Below are 15,563 nucleotides of genomic sequence, written 5' to 3' on the forward strand. Positions count from 1 at the left end.
CTTTAATGTGAACCTATATTGAGATCAGGAATCTTATTTGTGCCATCTTCAATAAAAAACACTTCGATTTGATCTAAATGAAGCCTGAATATTTCCCCGTCTAATTCAGAAATATTTGTAACCTCTACTTTGATCCGAATAAAATCAGATACTACTTCTAAGATTGTTCCAATAATCATGAATGGATATGGTCCCATAAGAATAAGAGTTCGTTTTCCGATGCTTTTTCTGAACTTTTCTGTTACTACTGCTTGGCGGATTGCATTGATATCTGTTTCATTGGAAAATCCTAAATCCTTCAACAGCTTTACTTTATTTTTGTTTGACATAATTTCACCTCTCACAATAATAAATTAGACTAATGGCAATCGTCTTTCTGGATCCCAAGGTGTGAACCACGAGATTTTTTCTAACGGAATACTAAGTGGGGTAGGGAATTGGTAAAAGGGCGCATTGCTCATTTTAATAATCGCAGGATTTAAAGTCAGATAGCCATTTGTCACTTCGCTTACTGTTCCAGTGAATATTGGCCGAAATGTTTGCCCAAGAATATTTAATTGGTCTTCATCTGTGACAACCAAAATACTTGTACCTACTAGGCCTTTGAATATGGCATTCTCGGGGATTAAAGGATATTTCTCTATATTCATCACATAACCTTCCTTTTTATCATGGTTTTAGTCGTATTGTATGTAGGGTTTATGGACATGTTTGTGCGTTTGACTCACTTGGCAAATAAACTAAAAAAACCGCAGAAATATGCGGTTTTAGGCAAGCAGACGATTGATTTTTTGGGGTTTTAATGTTTTTTACAGCGACAGCAAATATTGTTTGGGAAAAAAGGGAAGTATGAGTGGCAGTTATATTGATAGTTGTGATAGTGGCATGGGTTGCAGTGGTTGAGGCGGATGAAAGGTTGACAGCGGTTACAACGATTGTGGAAGTACGCTAGGTTGTAACCTTGGTGACAGAAGCACTTAGAGCTGGAGTTGCACATATTAGCTTTACTCCTTTCTTATTAGCATTACTATATTATATTTGAAGGTTAGACAAGCTGTGTTGACAAAAGAATGGAAAAAATACAAATTGAGTAAACAGTGTCAATGTAAAAAAAAACAGGATGTGCCAAGTCGACACGTCCTGTTTTATTTTATGTTCGATTATCGACAATCACTAATTCATCATGGTCCTTTCTAGACATATTTTCTGCAAAAACTAGATTAGTGTGCAGTCGATAAGTAAAATCTGCAGCAGTCTGCTCAAGCTTGTCTGTAATCAAGTAAGAAAAGGGAAGCTCCACTTTCTCCTCACTGCTTATGACTCTGGACATTAGAATGGTTGTAACTTCTTCTACTGTTTCTGTTTGGCCATTCTTATATTCCTTCACCAACGTGCATTCCAATCTTTTTATTTTGCAGCTTTTACGTCCCCCTTGAATAATGAAGTGGCCTGTGACAATCTCTCCGTAAGCAGCTGAATGCTTTGACAAGGAAAGATCAACAGAAGGGGCACTGGTTTTTAGTAATTTAGTCAATAAAGTTAACAAACTATAATCCTCCAGTCCTATTTTTAATAGGATATTGTTTGATTTTGTAATGTGTTGCTAATGTTATGTTTGTATCAAAATATATACTTTTTTTTATTGAGGAATGTTAGCAAACAAATATCTTTGCCGCACCTTTCAATCATACGTCGTCTATTCTAATAATATAATAAATTTTTGTTCATTTCGATACCTAGTTTAAATTGCTGTTCTACTCCTCAATGAATTAAGTTTATGTTTTGTTTCATAATCTTTTCTTCCACCCGTTTCTCAATTTTTTCAACTACGCTTCTGTCCTTGAGTAGCTCTTCCTTATTCTTTTTGATTAAATCATACAAGTTTAATTTTAGCTGTCTTTTCATCACAATCATCCTCGCAATTTTTTTATTTGTTTTTGCCTACATTGGAGTAAAATCAAAAAAAACCTCCACCGATAACGGTAAAGGTTTTTGGAAAAAGAAAAGACCTTTACACATTCACATGTAAAGGTCTTGCTAACAACTTTTCAGTTGCCAACAAAGCCGAGAGTCTGCACTCTGTAATGACGACTTTGCTGTTAAAGCTACTCCCCTTTAGGGATATTCGAAATATTATATATCTATCATAAAAGAGAAAGCGAATTTCGTCAAATAATGAAGATAGTAAAAATAAATTTTTTTGTTTCCTATATATATAGGAAACAAGTTTTTTTAATTGTATAAACTTTATAGACTAAGTTACTGGCAACTTAATACTTTGAGGGAAGGGAAGATAAGCAAATATTAATCAGTGAGACGGTAGTGTATAAAATTATATTTCATCTAACTTAAGACTAAAAAGAACTTAGGTATCGATGTATTGGATAAGGAAGGTTCAATTAATGGATGATCTGTAAAGGTATGGACGATAAAATACACGCAATGCGAAATTACAACTGCAAAGATTAGAAACTAGTTTATAAAGTACATATATTGAATTTCATTTCCTTTTAATGCACTAAATTGCCAGCAAAAACAGGGGGAATATAATTCACATTAAAGTACGTTTGATTATTTCAGTCCATTTTGCTTTGCGATTGGTGAGATTTCATGTAGTATAATTTTTTACGAAAAAAGGAGAATTTCGCCGCCGTATTATTTAAAAGTAAAAAAAGTATGAAGGTTTTATAAAGTTGCCTGGTGGGAAGAGAGAGAAATAGAATATATTTTCGTATAAAAAAAAGTCTAATGAGGACTACTCTCATCAGACTTTTTGCATTTTTTTAGGCGGAATTCAAATCGAAATTCGTTAAAATTTGAGTAATTTTGTTGACAAAAAAATTCAAAGAGACTCTATTGACTCTAGTTCCAAAAAAGGGTTGAATAGTGTTTAGACACAACATATTGAGATATATTTATAAAAAACATCTGTATTTAGTAGCCCTTGTATGTTTTAAGGGTATAGGATAGAATATTGCTTTTGCCCCTATTCTATCAAAAATCTTAAGGAGGGAATAATTTTGTTTATCGTGTTTGACAGTAAAACCGGGAATGTGCGCCGCTTTGTCCAAAAACTAGAGCTGCCAGAACATAATTTAATAGAACTAAAGGCTGGACTTAAAGTCTATGAACCTTTTATACTATTAACTTATACAACTGGGATGGGGCAGGTTCCTCAAACAACATTAGACTTCCTTAAGGTAAATCACACCAATCTTTATGCAGTCGTATCGAGCGGTAATAAAAATTGGGGGCAAAACTTTGCTTTAAGTGCAAATAAGATATCAAATATGTACGGGGTGCCAATTCTCCATAAGTTTGAGATGAGCGGCATGCCCGAAGATGTGGAGATAGTTAGGGAAAGGGTGCAAAATATTAGCTATGAGACACATAGAATTAAACAACGAAGTGACACAGCTTAACGAAAAAGGTTTCTTCCGTCTGGAGAAGGATAAGGAGGCAGTTGCTGAATTTCTTGTATCCGAGATTGAGCCGAAATTAATTCGTTTTGAATCTGTGGCACAAAAATTTACTTATATGGTGGAAAAAGATTTTTATTATCCGCAAGTGCTTGACCAATACAGCATATCAGACATTGAAGACATCACAAATGTAGTTTATAACTATGAATTTAAATTCCAGTCTTATATGGCAATTTCGAAATTCTATAAAGATTATGCCTTGAAGACAGATGACAAAAAGAACTACTTAGAAACATACGAAGATCGCATTATCATCGTTGCACTATTTTTAGGACAAGGTGATGCTGCGAAGGCGAAGAAAACCGCAATCGCAATGATTGAGCAGCGCTATCAGCCTGCTACACCAACATTCTTAAATGCAGGCAGAAGCCGCCGCGGAGAAATGGTATCCTGTTTCCTATTGGAAATGGACGATTCCTTAAACTCCATCTTCCATAATATCAATACATCAGGTCAGCTTTCGAAAATAGGCGGCGGTGTTGCCCTTAACCTATCGAAACTGCGCGCACGTAATGAACAAATCAAAGGCATCGATAATGCAGCTTCAGGTGTTGTGCCTGTTATGAAGCTGTTAGAAGACACTTTCTCCTACGCTAACCAGCTTGGCCAACGTAAGGGTGCAGGTGCTGCTTACTTGAACATCTTCCATTGGGATGTTGTAGAATTTTTGGATACAAAAAAAATAAATGCCGACGAAAAGTCACGTATTCAAACACTTTCCATCGGTTTAATTGTAGAAAACAAGTTCTTCCAATTAGCGAAGGAAAACAAAGACTTTTATGTTTTTGCACCGTTCAGTGTATTTAAAGAATATGGTGTACATTTAGATGATATGCGCATGGATGAAATGTATGACGAGTTAGTCGCAAATCCAAACGTGAAAAAGCGTGTCGCAATGACAGCACGCGAGATGATCACAAAGATTGCCCAAATCCAGCTGGAATCAGGCTATCCATACTTTATGAACAAATCCAATGCAAATAAAGCGCATGCGCTTAAAGACATTGGCCAGATTAAAATGAGCAATTTGTGTACAGAAATCTTCCAACTTCAGGAAACTTCTGAAATTACCGATTACGGCCAAGAAGATATCATTCGCCGTGATATTAACTGTAATCTTGGTTCGCTAAACATTCCTAATGTGATGCAGCCTGGTGATGTGTTCAGAGATTCTGTGCATGTCGGAATTGAAGCTTTAACAACCGTCTCAGATATTTCAGACGTACAGAATGCACCATCTGTAAAAAAAGCAAACGAAGAACTGCATGCGATCGGTTTAGGTGCAATGAACCTGCACGGATATTTATCAAAAAACCGCATTAGTTACGAGTCTGATGAAGCAAGAGACTTCACCGCGACGTTCTTTATGATGATGAACTATTACTCCATTGAAAAAAGCATGATGATTGCTAAAGAACGAAACGAAACGTTCAAAGACTTTGATAAATCTGAGTATGCAAAAGGCACTTACTTTGCAAAATATAAAGAAGTGAGCTATGCACCAAAAACGGATAAAGCGAAGCAATTATTCGAAGGTATCTATATTCCTACATGTGAGGATTGGGCAGAACTAGCTGCTTTAGTACAAGAATATGGTATGTACAACGCTTACCGTTTAGCTGTTGCACCAACACAATCTATTGGGTATATCCAAAATGCTACTGCATCTGTAATGCCTGTCGTTAACCAAATTGAGTCACGCACATACGCAAACTCAACGACATATTACCCAATGCCTTATATGGATGAAACGAATTTCTGGTTCTATAAATCAGCGTTCGATATGAACCAATTTAAGGTTATGGATTTGATTGCGGCAGCACAAGAGCATGTTGACCAAGGTATCTCAACAATTCTTTATGTAAACTCAGATGTTTCTACAAAGGAATTGGCACGCTATTATATTTATGCAAATGAAATCGGCTTAAAATCACTATACTATACACGCACACGTAACTTGGCGATCGATGAATGTATCGCATGTGCAGTATAATGAAAGAACACGGGGAGCTGCGTCTCCCCCTTTATTTTTGGGTACACTGGGGGAAAGAAAATGACTAAGTATGCTGTTAACTGGAATCAGCATGAAGATGATTACACACAAATGTTTTATACACAAAATACGCGACAGTTTTGGCTGCCGGAAGAAATCAGTCTTTCATCTGATAAAAATACTTGGGGCGAATTGTCGCCAACAGAGCAAGACACTTACATGAAAGTGCTTGGCGGGTTGACATTGCTTGATACAGAGCAGGGCGGCGAAGGAATGCCGCTGATCAGCATGCATGTGAGCGGATTACAGCGTAAAGGCGTACTGTCTTTCATGGGGATGATGGAGCAAATCCATGCGAAATCCTATTCGACCATCTTTACAACGCTTGCTACAGAGGAAGAGATTGACCAAGTATTTGACTGGGTCCACAATCATCCACAATTACAGAAAAAGGGCAAGCTTATCTCTGAATATTACCAAAAGCTATTCAAGCCTGAGGTTAGCAAGTATGATTTATACATGGCAACTGTTGCATCTGTTTACTTGGAATCATTCTTATTTTATTCTGGATTCTTCTATCCATTGTTCCTAGCAGGGCAAGGGAAGCTGACAGCATCTGGCGAAATAATAAACTTAATAATTCGCGACGAAAGTATTCACGGTGTTTATGTTGGTTTGATAGCTCAAGAGCTATACGGCCAACTGACAATTGAAGAACAAGAGCGTGCTGCAAAAGAAAGACTTGATTTAATCGAAACACTCTACCAAAATGAGTTAGGATATACGCAGGATTTGTACGAAAAAATCGGCCTAGTTGACGAGGTTAATAAATTTATTCGATACAATGCCAACAAAGCGTGCATGAATCTTGGCTATGAAGCTGTTTTTGCGTCAGAAGCAATCAACCCGATTGTTGAAAACGGCATGAAAACAGATACGAAAAACCATGACTTCTTCTCAGTTAAAGGAAATGGTTATGTTAAAGCAACAAAAGTAGAACCATTATCAGATGACGATTTTGTGTTTGACTGGAAAACAAACGAGTAATGACAAGACCAGCTTCTTTTGGAAGCTGGTTTTTATTTGGGGGCAGGCCCGGTGGACTCTCTTACAAGCAGTGTGGCAGGCAGAAGAATTTCTTGATTGGCTGTTTCTTTATTATTGATTCTCCACAATAACTGTTCAACCGCTCTTTTTCCGAAAAGCTCAAGATCGATGTCCATTGTTGTGATTTTCGGTGTTGCAAGCTTTGATAGTTGCCCATTATCAAAATTAGCAACGGAAATATGTTCAGGAATTTTATAGCCGGATTGCAACAGATACGAGCTGACAAGAAACCCTAAGCCGTCATTAACACAAAACCAGGCTGTTGGCTGTTTAGACACTCGTTTCATCGCTGCTTTAACACTGTCCCCATCTTCCTCAATGTCTGCAAGTATTACACAGTCATCCTTAGTTAGTCCATATTGGCTTAATGCTAACTGATATCCTTCCAATCTTTCATAATAGCTTGGAGAAATGGAAATATTGCCAACAAATCCAATCTCTTTGTGCCCCAATTTCACTAAATGTTCTACAGCGATAAAGGCGCCAAAACGATTATTTGTTAAGACTGCATCTGCAGTGATGTGAGGATGATGATGATCAACTAACACTGTAGGAATGCCTGTAGCGATAATTTTTTGGATATATTCTGTTCTCAAGTGGGACAAAATTAATACTCCATCAACCGCACCATTGAGAATAAGGGAAGGTAATGCAAGGGAATTGATGGCTTCTTTGCTTATCGATTGGATCATTAAGCTATTGTTTTGACTAGTCAGCTCTTTTTCAATACTTAAATAAATTTCCCCGAAGAAGCTTTTAAGTGAAAATGCATAATCAGAGGCAATAAGCGCAATTTTTAAGGATTGGCTGTCAGAGTTATAAAGGTAATTCTTGCGAAGAGGCAAATATTCATAACCTAGCTCTCTTGCGGTTGCTTCTACTAAATGCCGTGTTTTTTCACTAACTCCCGCCTTCCCAGTTAATGCTTGAGAGACGGAATTTTTCGAAATTTTTAATTGGTCGGCGATATCTTGCATCGTAATTTTTTTTGTCATAAACTCATTCCTTCAACTAATTGAAAACAATATTATTCATAATACTACCATACATGACAAAATAATGTCATGCTGCAAAGTATTTATCGTTATTATTAGTGTAAATTAACTATGTTTTTTAGCAAGTATTTAGTCCAAAAAGAGCGTTGAATTATCTAAAGGACAATGTGATAATTTTAGTTGTAACGTTACAATAATTATAAATAATTTCTAGTAATTCAACTTGTAATTTAGAGATTGACCTTACTGAAATGGATTTCCAGATGATGCTTTTCTGGTAAAGTAATGAAATCTAAACGGGGTGATATCATGAAGAAAAAACTTATTAAAGTGGTGTCTTTAGTGGTGGCAGCAACAGTTTCGGTATCGGTTTTAGCAGGTTGCAGTGGTGGCGGTAAAAAAGAATCAGATAAGAAAGGAGTCACAACGATAGAATTTTGGGCTGCGCCAAATCTTCCGCAACAAGCCTATTGGAAAGAAATGGCCAAGGAATTCGAAAAAGAAAACCCTAAGATTAACATAAATGTTAGCGCTATCAAGGAGAGTCCTTCATCAGAAGCTAGCATACAATCGGCAATTGCCGGGAAAAGTGCTCCTACTATGTCTGAAAATATAAACCGCGGATTTGCCGCACAGCTTGCTGAAAGTAAGGCGCTTGTGCCTCTAAATGAAATAGAGGGCTGGGAAGACGTTATAGCAAAGCGAAACATGACAGAAACAGTTAAACCGTGGGAATTCTCCGATGGGAATCAGTATGTACTGCCTATCTACTCTAATCCGATGCTATTTGGCTGGAGATTGGATATTTTAAAAGAGGTTGGAATTAATGAGGCTCCTAAAACATATAGCGAAATGCTTGAAGCTACAAAAAGGCTGAAGGCAAAGTATCCTGATAAATTTTTGTGGGCCAAGCCTGATTTAGCTGATCCGACAGCGTGGAAGCGATGGTTTGATTTCTTTATGCTGTATGATGCTGCCTCAGAAGGAAATAACTTCATTGAAGGAAACAAGTTAGTTGCAGATGATAATGCCGGATTACAGGTATTGACCCTCATGGATAATCTGCGTAAAGAAAATGCCTATTTGTTAAAAACAGTTACAGATCCATTTGAAACAGGTGTAGGTATTTTCACTGACATTGGTCCTTGGACGCTGACATACTGGGAAGAAAAGTTTCCAAAAATGGTTTACGGAGAAACTTTTACACTTGCACCACCACCTGTTCCCAATAACATGGATACAGAAAATGTAAGAACATTTGCGGATACGAAAGGATTAGTTATCTATGCCTCAGCAACAGAGGAACAAAAACAAGCGGCGATGAAATTCATCAGTTGGGTGTATTCAAACCCCGAGCATGACTTAAAGTGGCTTGAACAGACCAATTTGCCTCCTGCGCGAGACGACTTAGCTGAAAATGAAGCCTTTACAACATTCTTCAGTGAAAATCCTGCACTGCAGCCGTATGCGAATGCTGTCCCGAATGGAATTCCGTCAATCGACAATCCAAAATATAACGAGCTGCAAACCTTTATTGGCCAACATGCTGTCAATCCAATTGTAAAAGGAAAAACTACTCCAAAAAACGGGTGGAATGACATGAAAAAGGCAATAGAGGGAGGGCTTTGATTTGAGAAAGCAAAATGGAGTGGGCTGGTTTTTTGCCAGTCCATACCTCCTTTATGCCATCCTATTTTTTGCAATCCCGTTAGTATGGTCTTTTTATTTATCAACAACTGATTGGAACTTAATATCACCAGAATACAATCTTAAGGGATTGGCTAATTACTTAGAAGTGTTCCGGTCTCCTGGAGTACAAGCAGCATTCCTTGTTACCTTTAAGTTTATGGCAGTGTTTGTGCCATTGGTTATCGTCATGTCTATGATTGTTACGGCAATCGTTCATGGGCTTCCTAAATTTAAAGGTATCTTTCTAATCGGATTTTTCCTGCCGTATTTAGCATCTGGAGTCGTGTCTTCCTTTATCGTTAAAGGATTGCTTTCCTATAATAGTCCCCTTAACACAACATTAAGAGAAAGGTTTGGCATGGATATTGATTGGCTTGGTTCTCCTTTTGTTGCATTATGTGTAGTCGCATTTATCATCGCTTGGAAATTTACTGGTTATTATGCGTTAATCCTTACCTCTGGCTTTGAAAGTATAAATGCTGAAATATATGAAGCAGCAGCAATCGATGGTGCAAATGCTTGGCAGCGTTTCTTTAAGATAACACTGCCAATGCTCTATCCAGCAATTTATACAGTAATGATTCTATCTATCGGTGTTACATTCGGCATCTTCACAGAAGTATATCAATTAACTGGAGGCGGACCGGATTATGCAACAAATACATGGCAAATGGAAATCTTCACGCAAGCCTTTAAAAATTTGCAAGCTGGTTATGCTTCTGCGGTAGCCATTGTTGCTTCTGTTGTTACGTTTTTATCCATTTTCGTCATAAGAAAACTTTTAGAAATGTGGGGAAAGCGCAATGGTTGGGTCTAATAGAAAAGGATTGTTGTTGCTCCGCTATATATTCGCAAGCGTGCTTTTATGTATAATGGTCTTTCCATATCTGTATATGGTGATGAGTTCATTTGCAGTGTGGGATCAAGTGGACCAAAGTTTGGTGCCAGCTAAGTTCACATTACGCTCATATGAATGGCTGTTCGGTGGTGGTGATGTGTCTGTTCCGAGGCCATGGATACGTGCATTCTTCAATAGTGTCATTGTTTCTGCAGGATCAACTGCACTTATGATGGTCTCTGGTGCTGTTGTTGCATATGCATTAGCGAAAATGAATTTTAAAGGACGAAAAACAGTCGATAACATCATCCTATTTCAAATGTTTTTCCCAGCGATAATTTTGTTAGTGCCATCGTTTTTGATGATACAAAATGCAGGTTTGTATGACACTTATTGGGCGATGATTATTCCAAAAGCATTGAGCTTATGGGCTGTGTTTATGTATACGAACTTTTTTCGGGCAATTCCAGATACTTTTTTAGAAGCAGCCAAACTGGACGGGGCAGGCCATCTGCAGATTTTGTCGAAAGTAGTGCTGCCGATGTCAAAATCAATAACAACAGTTGTTTTTCTGTTCTTGTTTATGGAAAGATGGTCAGAATTATTATGGGATATGCTTGTCATCCAGAGTGAGAATATGCTGACACTTAACGTGCTGTTATCGCAAATGTTTGGACCATACGGCGGTTATCCAGGACCGATGTATGCTGCTTCTGTATTACTGACATTGCCTATTATAATTCTATTTCTTTTCTTTACGAAGAAATTCCAAGAGGGTATGCAATTTACATTAAAATAAATGGTGGCAAAATGGTTTAGAGGAGTGAACCGATGACGAAAAAACATATACAAACATGCAAAGAATTGTTAGCGGCATTTCAGAGTAATCCTCACACAACTAATCCTGAAAGGTTAAGATTTACAAATGTTGGTCTTAAGGATGTATACAATATAACAGCACCATTTAAGGACGACGGAAAAGGAACAATTGCAGGAAGAGTTGAGTCACGGGACAGTGAGGAATCAGAGGTTCACTTCTTTACGCAAAAAAATGGGGAATGGAAACAGAGAAGCGATACCCCAGTATTTAAGCTTCAAGATCCTTTTGTGACTAAAATTGCCGGAGAGCTTCTATTCGGAGGAGTCGAAACGTTTCCCCATCCAACAAAAAAGCATTCATTAGGCTGGCGAACTATTTTAATGAAAGGCAGTACAATAGCTAACTTAAAACAGTTTGCAAAAGGACCTGATGGTATGAAGGATTTACGAATAGTGGAATTACTAGACGGTACTGTCGGTATGTTTACAAGACCACAAGGAGCAAAGGGCGGCAGAGGCAAAATAGGCTTTAAGCGGTTATCTTCGTTAGACAAAATAACAGTGGAAGAAATAGATAGTACGCCATTGTTAGAGAATCAGTTTGCGTATGATGAATGGGGTGGAGTTAATGAAGCTCATGCGCTTTCGAACGGAAAAGTTGGTGTATTAGGACATATTGCCAGATTTGATAACCAAAAAAATCGCCATTATTATCCGATGGTGTTCATGATTGATCCTGAAACTGGCTACTATTCAGACATAAAGATAATAGCAGCCCGGGCTAATTTTCAGGAAGGACCATCTAAACGGCTGGATTTACAAGATGTAGTTTTTAGTGGCGGAATAATTCGGAAACCTGATAAAACCGCTGATTTGTATGCAGGGATTAGTGATGCAGAAGCACAAAAAATAACCATTCCAGACCCTTTTTTACCATATGAAACCTAAGGAGGTTGTGAGATGAAAATCTATCGTTACGAACAAAATCCATTGCTAACACCTCATGATGTTAAACCGCATCATGAAGGATTCGAAGTAATAGGTGCATTTAATGCGGGTGTAACAGTGTATCAAGAAGAAATAATAATGCTCGTTCGCATAGCAGAAAGACCGTTATGTGATAATCCTGATATTGTGAAAGCACCTGTCTATAATTCTTGCACTAGCACACTGGAGATATATGAATTTCTTAAGAGTGATCCGCAGTATGATTTTTCAGATCCTCGCGTGATCAGAAAAACAAATCAAGACAAGTGGTCCTACTTAACCTCCTTATCGTATTTAAGGATTGCCCGCAGCAAAGATGGGCGTCATTTTACAATAGATAAGGACCCATTTATTTATCCATCAAATAAATTAGAATCATTAGGAATTGAAGATCCTAGAATAACAAAAATAGCGGATACCTATTATATTTACTATAGTGCTGCATCCCAAGCAGGTGTTGGCGAAGCAATGGTATCAACAAAGGATTTTAAAGAAATACATTATCATGGCATGATTTTCGCTCCAGAAAATAAAGATGTCGCCATATTTCCTGAATTGATAAATGGAAAGTATTATGCACTCCACCGACCGGTTCCGTGTAGCAATGCATCTCCCGAAATTTGGATTGCTGAATCTGAAAACTTACTTCATTGGGGAAACCACCAGCATTTACTCGGTACAAGAATAGGGAAGTGGGACGCAGGCCGAATTGGAGGAGGTGCAGTGCCATTCAGGACAAATCAAGGCTGGTTAGAGTTATACCACGGGGCAACAGAAGACCATCGTTACTGTATGGGTGCTGTTTTATTAGACATTAATAATCCTGCAAAGGTTATTGCTAGATCAGAACACCCATTAGTAGAACCAGAGGCGACCTACGAAACAGATGGATTTTTCGGAGGAGTTGTGTTTTCCTGTGGTGTCCTAGTAGAAGAAGGTATTATAAAAATGTATTATGGAGCTGCAGATACATCCATGGCATGTATTGAAATGGATTTGAAGGAAGTTCTAGACTCATTGACATATTACTAAGTTTAAAACCAAAACAGATAATCTACTGTTTTGGTTTTTTTGTAAACTTCTTTCATACAGTATTGTTTGATGAAAAATTTTGAGGAAATACTAAAATAATATATAATAAATAAATAAGAACGTATATTCTTATCAGGGAGGTTGAGGTGCACGATGGAAAACCGAAAGCTAGTTGTATATATCGCACAAAGCTTGGATGGATATATTGCCACAAAGGATGATTCCTTGGATTGGCTGTTCCGGGTCGAAGGAGAAGGAGACAACGGTTATTCAAAATTTTATGACACAGTTGACACTATCCTTATTGGAAAACGTACATATGACTGGATAATGGAGCAGGAGAAAGGTGAATTCCCTTATAAAGGGAAAGAATGTTATGTTTTTTCAAGAACACCTAAAGAAGCAACAGAGCATGTTCAATTTGTCCAAGGAGATTTTGTTTCATTTATGCAAGACTTGAAAAGCAAACAAGGCAAAAATATTTGGATGGTTGGCGGAGGTAACATCCTGCATCCATTCTTGGAAAAGGGGTTAGTAGATGAGCTGATTGTTACCGTTGCTCCTGTTGTCATTGGCGATGGAATTCCCCTATTTAAAGCTGGGGACTACAAGCTAAATCTTCAGTTAAAAAGCGCGAAAACATTTAATCAATTCGTCGAGCTCCAATATGAAGTGCAGCATGTATAGCTTCTTTAAAAGAGGCTGTGACATAAGTATATGAATCAGCATAAAAACTGAACCATCTATTCGAAATCGATTAGATGGTTCGGTTTTTTGTTTTATTTGTTTCAATACAATAATTAGAAAGCGAGTGGACGAGCGCGCAATGAAACGCACTAATTTAACTCCTTACTCAATTTAGACCCAATCTTCATTTTTAATATTTAGATGTAATTTTATTATTCGTGTTTAGAAAGGTTATCTTTTGTTTTGTCCCAGCCTCTTTTTTATCAAATGGTTTTTAGTAGTCTGTTTAGCTCACCTGCAGCATATATGGCCTTCTGATCAGCCAGTATGTCTCCAGGTTTGTTGCCGATACCAAGAATGTAGCCTGCAAAGTCCATACCAACAAAATCAAAGATGTACTGAAATTGCTGAATCATCGGCAAGCCCTTTATATGTGGAGCATCGCCTCCAACTGCGATAACATATCCTTTTTTTGCTGCCATTTATTGTTTGAAATCTGGATAATCAGCATCTCTTAGGCTTTGGGACCAGCGATCAACAAAGTTTTTCATTATTCCTGACATACTGTACCAATAGATAGGCGTTGCGAATATAATAGTATCATGAAGGAGAATCCGGTCTAAAATGGAATTGTAATCATCATTATGATTGTCAAATCCCGCAGCGTCATGGCGTTTATCAATAATGGACTCAATATGAACATCCTTTAAATAAATTCTTTCTGCTTTAACGTTTGTAAGCGTTATTTCGGTTAGCGTTTTTGTATTGCTTTGTGAACGTGTACCTCAAAAAATAACAGCAACGGACATTGTTCCTCACTCCTTAACAAATGATTATAGTTATTTATTTTATATGGAATAAGTAAATGGGGAAAGCAGATAATTTTGATTATTTGCATCGATGATTTCGATGGATAAGCTACTCTATTATTTTTCACTTTGTAAAAATTTCTCTGTTCAAGTTAAGGGAACGATAAGGAAAAGATGATAAAATAGCAAGTAGCGGAGGGGAATGATGAAGAAGAAATTTATTCATTTAATAGAAATAGAGCTTTTAAAGAAAGTAGTTATAAAGAGCGAAAAAGCTCATAACCCGGTAACGGTCGAGCATATTCCAATCGGCTGGAAATGTGTCGGGGTTGGTAATTATGCGGCTGTGTTCATGCATTATTCAGAACCAGATCTAGTCGTTAAAATAAATATAGTCGATAAAGAGAATTTAAAAAAGGAAGCAGATATATACAGAAGACTTGGCAATCATCCAAGTTATTCCCAACTAATTTATGAGGGAGATAATTATCTTGTTTTAAAAAGACTAGAAGGCATCACCATGTATAATGCTTTCGCAAAAGGAATAAGGATACCTGAAACAGTTATTAAGGATATCAATGAAGCGCTCGAATATGCTCGAAGTCGAGGCTTAAATCCATTTGATATACACGGAAAAAACGTGATGATGAAGGATGGCAGAGGGTTTGTTGTTGATGTCTCCGATTTTTATAAACAAGGGAAAGATGAGAAATGGGAGGATTTAGTCAAAGCATATAATAAATTATATAAAAAAACCTTATATAAATACCCTGTGAAAATTCCTTTTAAAGCACTAGATGTTATAAGGCATACTTATCGTTTCTATAAAAAAATCCGACGAAAACTTCAATGGCAAAACTAAAAAATATCTTTCTAAGATAGGAATAGCCCTTCTACTAAAATAACTGACTTGATGTCGGTTATTTTTTTTGTCAAAAATGTAAGAAAATTATCATAATAAATTTAAATAGTATTGACATAAAAGGAAAACGATATTATGATTATTTCATTCGCAAATGATTATCATTCTCAACATATAAGGTGATAATGAGGAGGCTGAATTAAAGAAATCTTAGCACAGTATATCAATATAAAAAGAACCACATCTGTGGCAATTACATTAAA

At 37.1% G+C, this 15,563-nt stretch carries 15 protein-coding genes and 1 pseudogene; 10 read left to right on the forward strand and 6 right to left on the reverse strand.

What is annotated here, in order from left to right; genetic code table 11:
* Positions 1-2: 2 nt before the first annotated feature.
* The 4 genes from CEQ21_RS04110 to CEQ21_RS04125 all read right to left on the reverse strand — a co-directional run bounded on the left by CEQ21_RS04110 (position 3) and on the right by CEQ21_RS04125 (position 1,905).
* Complete coding sequence (locus CEQ21_RS04110) at positions 3-329, reverse strand: hypothetical protein (protein WP_185763375.1); 327 nt, start codon at positions 327-329, stop codon at positions 3-5.
* A 24-nt stretch (positions 330-353) separates the two neighbouring features.
* Complete coding sequence (locus CEQ21_RS04115; RefSeq protein ID WP_185763376.1) at positions 354-650, reverse strand: hypothetical protein; 297 nt, start codon at positions 648-650, stop codon at positions 354-356.
* A gap of 500 nt (positions 651-1,150) precedes the next feature.
* Positions 1,151-1,546, reverse strand: a complete 396-nt coding sequence (locus CEQ21_RS04120; protein ID WP_185763377.1) for a sporulation protein — start codon at positions 1,544-1,546, stop codon at positions 1,151-1,153.
* 215 nt (positions 1,547-1,761) lie between these two features.
* Positions 1,762-1,905, reverse strand: a complete 144-nt coding sequence (locus tag CEQ21_RS04125) for an FbpB family small basic protein (protein ID WP_185763378.1) — start codon at positions 1,903-1,905, stop codon at positions 1,762-1,764.
* Between the two features lie 1,124 nt (positions 1,906-3,029).
* Between CEQ21_RS04125 and nrdI the strand changes: the two genes are divergently transcribed.
* From nrdI to nrdF, 3 genes are read left to right on the forward strand one after another with little or no spacing between them, the layout of a single operon-like run.
* The gene (gene nrdI, locus CEQ21_RS04130) at positions 3,030-3,422 is read left to right on the forward strand and encodes a class Ib ribonucleoside-diphosphate reductase assembly flavoprotein NrdI (RefSeq protein WP_328593466.1); all 393 of its coding nucleotides are present in this window, start codon (positions 3,030-3,032) and stop codon (positions 3,420-3,422) included.
* Positions 3,382-5,475, forward strand: coding sequence for a class 1b ribonucleoside-diphosphate reductase subunit alpha (gene nrdE, locus CEQ21_RS04135; RefSeq protein ID WP_185763380.1), 2,094 nt, complete (start codon positions 3,382-3,384; stop codon positions 5,473-5,475). The genes nrdI and nrdE overlap by 41 nt, the downstream gene beginning before the upstream one ends.
* Before the next feature lie 60 nt (positions 5,476-5,535).
* Positions 5,536-6,522: a class 1b ribonucleoside-diphosphate reductase subunit beta gene (nrdF, locus tag CEQ21_RS04140; protein WP_127740427.1), complete on the forward strand. Its 987-nt coding sequence runs from the start codon at positions 5,536-5,538 to the stop codon at positions 6,520-6,522.
* A 32-nt stretch (positions 6,523-6,554) separates the two neighbouring features.
* On the opposite strand, the gene CEQ21_RS04145 is transcribed toward nrdF, so the two are convergent.
* The gene (locus CEQ21_RS04145) at positions 6,555-7,577 is read right to left on the reverse strand and encodes a LacI family DNA-binding transcriptional regulator (protein WP_185763381.1); all 1,023 of its coding nucleotides are present in this window, start codon (positions 7,575-7,577) and stop codon (positions 6,555-6,557) included.
* 309 nt (positions 7,578-7,886) lie between these two features.
* On the opposite strand from CEQ21_RS04145, the gene CEQ21_RS04150 reads away from it, so the two are divergent.
* From CEQ21_RS04150 to CEQ21_RS04175, 6 genes are all read left to right on the forward strand, one after another.
* On the forward strand, positions 7,887-9,206 hold the full coding sequence (locus tag CEQ21_RS04150; protein ID WP_185763382.1) for an ABC transporter substrate-binding protein: 1,320 nt from the start codon (positions 7,887-7,889) through the stop codon (positions 9,204-9,206).
* A 1-nt stretch (position 9,207) separates the two neighbouring features.
* Positions 9,208-10,083, forward strand: a complete 876-nt coding sequence (locus CEQ21_RS04155; RefSeq protein ID WP_185763383.1) for a carbohydrate ABC transporter permease — start codon at positions 9,208-9,210, stop codon at positions 10,081-10,083.
* Positions 10,070-10,903 (forward strand): carbohydrate ABC transporter permease, encoded by an 834-nt coding sequence (locus CEQ21_RS04160; RefSeq protein ID WP_185763384.1) that lies wholly within the window; start codon positions 10,070-10,072, stop codon positions 10,901-10,903. The genes CEQ21_RS04155 and CEQ21_RS04160 overlap by 14 nt, the downstream gene beginning before the upstream one ends.
* A 32-nt stretch (positions 10,904-10,935) precedes the next feature.
* Positions 10,936-11,871 (forward strand): MTP-1 family protein, encoded by a 936-nt coding sequence (locus CEQ21_RS04165; RefSeq protein ID WP_185763385.1) that lies wholly within the window; start codon positions 10,936-10,938, stop codon positions 11,869-11,871.
* A 12-nt stretch (positions 11,872-11,883) separates the two neighbouring features.
* Positions 11,884-12,942, forward strand: a complete 1,059-nt coding sequence (locus CEQ21_RS04170) for a BtaManbiosPhlase (RefSeq protein ID WP_185763386.1) — start codon at positions 11,884-11,886, stop codon at positions 12,940-12,942.
* A gap of 153 nt (positions 12,943-13,095) precedes the next feature.
* Entirely contained in the window at positions 13,096-13,629 is a 534-nt protein-coding gene (locus CEQ21_RS04175) for a dihydrofolate reductase family protein (RefSeq protein ID WP_185763387.1), read from the forward strand.
* Between the two features lie 263 nt (positions 13,630-13,892).
* Here CEQ21_RS04175 and CEQ21_RS04180 read toward each other — a convergent pair.
* A pseudogene (locus tag CEQ21_RS04180) lies at positions 13,893-14,438 on the reverse strand (flavodoxin family protein).
* Positions 14,439-14,640: 202 nt separating this feature from the next.
* Between CEQ21_RS04180 and CEQ21_RS04185 the strand changes: the two are divergent.
* Positions 14,641-15,300 carry a serine/threonine protein kinase gene (locus CEQ21_RS04185; RefSeq protein WP_185763388.1) on the forward strand — a complete coding sequence of 220 codons (660 nt, stop codon included), beginning with the start codon at positions 14,641-14,643 and terminating at the stop codon, positions 15,298-15,300.
* Positions 15,301-15,563: the final 263 nt, after the last annotated feature.

The sequence above is a fragment of the Niallia circulans genome, assembly GCF_007273535.1.
Classification (GTDB): domain Bacteria; phylum Bacillota; class Bacilli; order Bacillales; family Cytobacillaceae; genus Niallia; species Niallia circulans_B.

Coding starts and splice junctions, on each gene's coding strand:
- CEQ21_RS04170 (WP_185763386.1), top strand. CDS start 11,884: ATGAAAATCTATCGTTACGAACAAAATCCATTGCTAACACCTCATGAT.
- CEQ21_RS04125 (WP_185763378.1), bottom strand. CDS start 1,905: ATGAAAAGACAGCTAAAATTAAACTTGTATGATTTAATCAAAAAGAAT.
- CEQ21_RS04175 (WP_185763387.1), top strand. CDS start 13,096: ATGGAAAACCGAAAGCTAGTTGTATATATCGCACAAAGCTTGGATGGA.
- CEQ21_RS04145 (WP_185763381.1), bottom strand. CDS start 7,577: ATGACAAAAAAAATTACGATGCAAGATATCGCCGACCAATTAAAAATT.
- CEQ21_RS04185 (WP_185763388.1), top strand. CDS start 14,641: ATGATGAAGAAGAAATTTATTCATTTAATAGAAATAGAGCTTTTAAAG.
- CEQ21_RS04110 (WP_185763375.1), bottom strand. CDS start 329: ATGTCAAACAAAAATAAAGTAAAGCTGTTGAAGGATTTAGGATTTTCC.
- CEQ21_RS04160 (WP_185763384.1), top strand. CDS start 10,070: ATGGTTGGGTCTAATAGAAAAGGATTGTTGTTGCTCCGCTATATATTC.
- nrdE (WP_185763380.1), top strand. CDS start 3,382: ATGAGACACATAGAATTAAACAACGAAGTGACACAGCTTAACGAAAAA.
- CEQ21_RS04165 (WP_185763385.1), top strand. CDS start 10,936: ATGACGAAAAAACATATACAAACATGCAAAGAATTGTTAGCGGCATTT.
- CEQ21_RS04115 (WP_185763376.1), bottom strand. CDS start 650: ATGAATATAGAGAAATATCCTTTAATCCCCGAGAATGCCATATTCAAA.
- nrdF (WP_127740427.1), top strand. CDS start 5,536: ATGACTAAGTATGCTGTTAACTGGAATCAGCATGAAGATGATTACACA.
- CEQ21_RS04150 (WP_185763382.1), top strand. CDS start 7,887: ATGAAGAAAAAACTTATTAAAGTGGTGTCTTTAGTGGTGGCAGCAACA.